The 5,059-nt window shown below is 79.3% G+C and carries 4 protein-coding genes; 1 reads left to right on the top strand and 3 read right to left on the bottom strand.

Features of this window, described 5'->3' with window-relative positions; genetic code table 11:
- From PYV61_RS20710 to PYV61_RS20720, 3 genes are all read right to left on the bottom strand, one after another.
- Window positions 1-182: hypothetical protein (locus PYV61_RS20710; RefSeq protein ID WP_275835194.1), on the bottom strand; the 182-nt coding region annotated here is incomplete at its 3' end.
- 7 nt (window positions 183-189) lie between these two features.
- Window positions 190-2,295, bottom strand: coding sequence for an Ig-like domain-containing protein (locus PYV61_RS20715; protein WP_275835197.1), 2,106 nt, complete (start codon window positions 2,293-2,295; stop codon window positions 190-192).
- A 113-nt stretch (window positions 2,296-2,408) separates the two neighbouring features.
- Window positions 2,409-3,575, bottom strand: coding sequence for a hypothetical protein (locus tag PYV61_RS20720; protein WP_275835199.1), 1,167 nt, complete (start codon window positions 3,573-3,575; stop codon window positions 2,409-2,411).
- Window positions 3,576-4,484: 909 nt separating this feature from the next.
- Between PYV61_RS20720 and PYV61_RS20725 the strand changes: the two genes are divergently transcribed.
- Complete coding sequence (locus PYV61_RS20725) at window positions 4,485-4,703, top strand: SPOR domain-containing protein (RefSeq protein WP_345785272.1); 219 nt, start codon at window positions 4,485-4,487, stop codon at window positions 4,701-4,703.
- Window positions 4,704-5,059 lie beyond the last annotated feature (356 nt).

Genomic DNA, 5,059 nt, shown 5'->3' on the forward strand with positions numbered 1-5,059 from the left:
CGCGTCGCCGCGGCGCGCGCCGCCGCCGCGTCGCGCGTGGTGGACGCGGCGGCGACGCCGGCGCACTGCGGCCCCGCCGGGATGGTGAGGGCGCGCTTCGGCGCGAGGTCCTGCGCCGACGCGTCGGCGGCCAGGGCGGCGGCGAGGAACGCGGCGGCGGCGATGGTACGGAGCGGGGGCATCACGGTCTCAGTCACGACGCACCTCGACCGCCGCGCTGCCGGTCTTGCCGGCGGCGGTGGCCCGGATCGTCGCGGTGCCGGTGAGGAGCGCCTGCACCGAGCCGCTGCCGCTGACGGTGGCGACGAGCAGGTTCGAGGTGGTCCAGGTAAACGTCACGCCCGACATGAGCTGGCCGTTCTGGTCCAGCGCCTCCGCCGCGAGCTGCCCACGCTGGCCCGGCGAGAGTCGCAGCCGGTCCGGGCGCACGCGTACCGTCGTGACCACGCGCGCCGGCGTGGGCGTGGGCGTGGGCGTGGGCTTGGGTGTCGGCGTGGGCGTGGGAGTCGGCGTGGGGGTCGGTGTGGGCGTCGGGGTAGGGGTCGGCGTGGGAGAGGGTGTCGGCGTAGGAGTCGGGGTCGGCGTGGGCGTCGGCGTCGGAGTCGGGGTCGGCGTCGGCGTGGGCGTGGGCGTCGGCGTCGGCGTCCGTGCCGTCACGGTGACTCCGGCGCTCGACGCGACGCCCTCGACGATCACGCGGATCGAGGTCGTGCCGGGGGCGACCGCGCGCACGCGGCCGGTCGACGACACGCTCGCCACCGCCGGATCCGCCGAGATCCACTGCACCGGCGCGTCCGAGATCGGGTTGCCGCTCGCGTCGCGGCCGATCGCCGACAGCTGCGCCGAGTCGCCGACCACGAGCGCGAGCGACGCGGGGGAGAGGACCACCTGCGCCACCGGCGCGCGCTCGACGCGCACCACCACGGTGTCGGCGATCGCCTCGGAACGGGCGACGACGACCGCCGCTCCGATCGAGACGCCGCGCACGTCGCCCGTCGTGCTGACGATCGCGATGCTCGGCGTGACCGCGGTCCAGGTGACGGCGCGGTCGGTGACGGTGGCGCCCGCCTCGTCGCGCAGCACGACGCTCAGGCGCAGCGTCTCGCCGACGCGCACGCGCGGCTCCGCGGGGGCGACGTCGACGGCCGCGATCGGGACCGGGAGGACGCGCACCGTCGCGGTGCCGCTGCGCCCCTCGCTGGTCGCGGTGATCGTCACGGTGCCGGGCGTGACGCCGGTGACCGTCCCCGCGGTGTCGACGCGCGCGACGGCCGGCGCGCTGCTCGCGTACGTGACCGGCCGGTTGCCGAGCACGTTGCCCGTCGCGTCGGTGACGAGCACCAGCAGCTTCTGCGTGGCGCCGACGAAGATCACGCTGGCGTCGGGCGAGACGATGACGGCGGCCGCGGGGCGGGGGAGCACCGTCAGCGTGACGCGCCCGGTCTGGCCGTCGACGGTCGCGCTGATCGTGGCGCGTCCCGGCGCGAGGGCGGTGACGGTGCCCGTCGACGACACCGTGGCGATCCCGGGCGCGTCGCTCGTCCAGGCGGCCGTGCGGCCGGTCAGCGGCGTGCCGTCGGCGGCGGTGACGGCGAGGGTGAGCTGCGTGGTGGTGCCGACGACGATCGAGTCGCGCGTCGCGGTCACGGCGACGCGCGCCACCGCGACGGCGCTCACCGACACCGGCACGACCGTGCTGCGCCCCTCGACGGTGACGGTGACGACGGCGACGCCCGGGGCGACGGCGGTGACGACGCCGGCCGCGCTCACGCGGGCCACGCCCTCGGCGTTGCTGGCGTACGTCGCGGCCGCGCCGGGGACCTCGGCGCCGGTCTCGTCGAGCGCGCGCGCCACCAGCGTGGCCGTCGCGCCGGCGACGAGCTGCAGGTTCGCAGGCTCCACGCGCACGGAGCTGACGGGGCGGGCCGAGACGACGACCTCCGCGACCGCGCTGCGCCCCTCAACGTTCGCCGCGACCTGCGTGGTGCCGGCCGCGCGCGCGGTGACGACGCCGGCCTGCGAGACCCGGGCGATGGCCGAGTCGCGCACGGACCAGAACACGCGCTTGCCCGCGATCTCCTCGCCGCCGGGGGCCAGCACGCGGGCGGACAGCGCGCCCTCGGTGCCGACGCGCAGGCGGAGCACGCTCTCGGACAGCTGCACGGTGCCGACGGGACCGTCGGCGTCGGTCGAGCCGCCGCAGGTGGGCAGTGCGACGGCGAGTCCCGCGAGCAGGGCGACGTGCGTCGCGGCGCGGAGGCGGCGGCGGAGCGGGGACGTGGGGAACGACGGCATGCGGTCGGTGCGCGACGGTGGCGTGGGCGCGGGGGCGGCGCCGGGCGGTCCGGCCCCGCGTCCCGTACGCCCGCGGGCGACGTTCGGGAGGGCCCGCCGGAGCGGGCCCGCGATCAATGCGCCGAGGCCGTCACCCGCATCGGACTCGCGCGGTGCGCGCGGGTGCCGTCGCCGAGCTGGCCGTCGACGTTGTAGCCCCAGCACACCGCGGCGCCGTCGAGCGTGGCGCAGGTGTGCGCGCCCGCGGCCGAGAGCCCGCCGTACGGACCGCCCGCGACGCGCACCGGCCGCGCCTGGCCGACGGTGGTCCCGTCGCCGAGCTGTCCGTACGTGTTGCCACCCCAGCAAAACACGAGCCCGCCCGACGTTCGCGCACAGGAGTGGGTGCTGCCTGTGACGACGGTCACGAAACGCTGCGACGTCTCGACCGGAGCCGGCAGCAGCTGCGCGCCGCCGCCCGTGCCGAGCTGGCTCGCCGCGTTGCGCCCCCAGCAGTACGCGCGGCCGTCGCCCGCCACCGCGCAGGTGTGGCCCGCGCCCGCCGCGATGGAGACGAAGCGCAGCCCGCCGCCGACGGGGGCAGGCGCGCGACGCGAGTTGCGCGTCCCGTCGCCGAGCTGGCCGTCGTCGTTGGAGCCCCAGCAGAACGCCGCGCCGTCCGCCGTCAGCGCGCAGCTGTGGCGCCAGCCGACCGTGAGCGACGCGGCGCGCAGGCCGGCGACGGCAGTCGGCACGAGTCGGTCGGCGGTCCCGTTGTCGCCGAGCTGGCCGCGGTCGTTGGCGCCCCAGCACAGCACCGCCCCGTCCATCGCCAGCCCGCACGTGTGCGCGAGGCCGGCGCGCAGTCCGCGGAAGCGCCAGCTCCCGGGGACGCGCATGGGCGCGGGGCGGGCCGAGCGTGCGCCGGCGCCGAGCTGCCCGCGCTCGCCGTCGCCCCAGCAGTACGCGGCCCCGTCGCCGGAGACGGCGCAGGTGTGCGCCCCGCCCGCCGCGACCCGCGCACCGCGGTCGTCGGCGGCGACGCGCGCCTGCTGCTCGCGCGCGTCGAGGTCGCCCGTGCCGAGCTGACCGTCGGTGTTGGCGCCCCAGCAGGCGAGCGCGCCGTCGCCCAGCACCGCGCACGAGTGCCGACCGCCGGCCGCCGCGGTGGTGCGCGCCAGCGACACGGTGAGCCGCTCGACCGCGGGGGCGACGAGCGGCGCCGACGCGCTCGCGGCGCCGGCGGCGCCGGCGGCCAGGGCGCGGCGGGCGCGCCCGGGGAGCGGGGGCAGGGACGTCACCGGGAAGCTCCGGGTACGGGAACGGGGCGCGTCCGGCGGGGGCCGGGCGCGGGGGACGGGGACGGGCTCCCGTCGAGTGTAGCCCGCGTTCGGACGTCCCGCGAGCGCGGCGCGTCGGCGTCGGGGCGCGCTAAGTTGCGGACGTGCCGTCGTCGTCTCAGCCGCCCCGCGCCGCCGTCCTCGCGGCCGCGCTCGCCGTCCTTCCCGCGCTCGCCGTCCCGACGTCCGCGCTGCGGGCGCAGGCGGGCCCGCGCCCGGAGACCGTGCCGGCGGCGGCGCCGTACGAGCGGGCGCGCACGCTGGTCGAGGCGGGGCGCGGAGACGAGGGGCGGGCGCTGGTCGACTCGCTGGTCGGGGTCGCCGAGCCGGGGTCGCCGGCGCTGGCGGAGGCGCTGTGGTGGCGGGCGGCGCTGGCGCGCGACGTGGCCGCGGCGGAGCGCGACCTGCAGACGATCGCGAGCGAGCACGCCGCGTCGCCGCGGGCGGCCGAGGCGTCGCTGCGGCTGGCGCAGCTGGAGCTGACGCGCGGGCGTGCCGCCGAGGCGCGCGACCGGCTGGAGCGGCTGCGGCGCGAGCAGGCGGACGGCGGGACGCGGGCGCAGGCGAGCTACTGGCTGGCGCGGGCGCACCTCGACGCCGGGGACGCGCGGGCCGCGTGCGCGATGCTGAACGAGGCGGCGGGGGCGGCGCTCCCGGGCGACCCGGCGGCGCGGCAGCTGGTGGCGCTGCGGCGGCGGCTGCCGGGGTGCGAGCTGACGGTGGCGGTGGGGAGCGCGGTCGGCGGCCGACACGAGCGCGGTGCCGGACTCGGCGGTGGCCGCGCCTGCGCCGGGGGGCCCCCCCCGAGCATCGGATACCACCGCCGCCGCCCCCGCGCCGGCCGCGCCCCGCGCCGGACCGCTGTGGACCGTGCAGGTGGCCGCCTACGACCGCCGCGAGCCCGCCGAGTCGGCGGCGGCGCGCATGGTCGAGCGCGGGATCGAGGCGCGGGTGAGCGGGAGCGCGGCGCCGTTCCGCATCCGCGTCGGCCGCCTCGCGCGGCGCGCCGACGCGGTCGCGCTGCAGCGCGAGCTGGCCGCGAAGGGGCTGCGCGGGTTCGTCACCGAGGCCGAGCCGGCGACGCCCTGACGGGTCGGCGCGTCGTGCCTGCTTCGTGGGGCCGCCTTTCGCGCGGTCCCTCGGGCGTGCGCGGATCGCGACGAGGGCGCCGAGCGCCGAGCGCCGGGGGGGCACGTAGCGCTCGGCGCTCGGCGCCCGGCGCTCCGGTGGCCGACGACCGGGGTCCGGCGTGCGCACGAGCCCCTGCCATCCTCCGAACCCGACACACGGTCTAGATTCGGGCGTCCCTCCACCCCGACGCCCATGCGCCCTTCCCTCGTCCGTCGTGCGTGCGCGCTGCTCGCGTCCGCGAACGTCCCCGCCGGCGCGCAGCAGCCGCCGCCCTCGGCGCCGCCGGCGGCCGCGTCCTCCCCGCTCGCCGCGCG

The sequence above is a fragment of the Roseisolibacter sp. H3M3-2 genome, assembly GCF_029211165.1.
In the GTDB taxonomy this organism is placed as follows: Bacteria; Gemmatimonadota; Gemmatimonadetes; order Gemmatimonadales; family Gemmatimonadaceae; genus Roseisolibacter.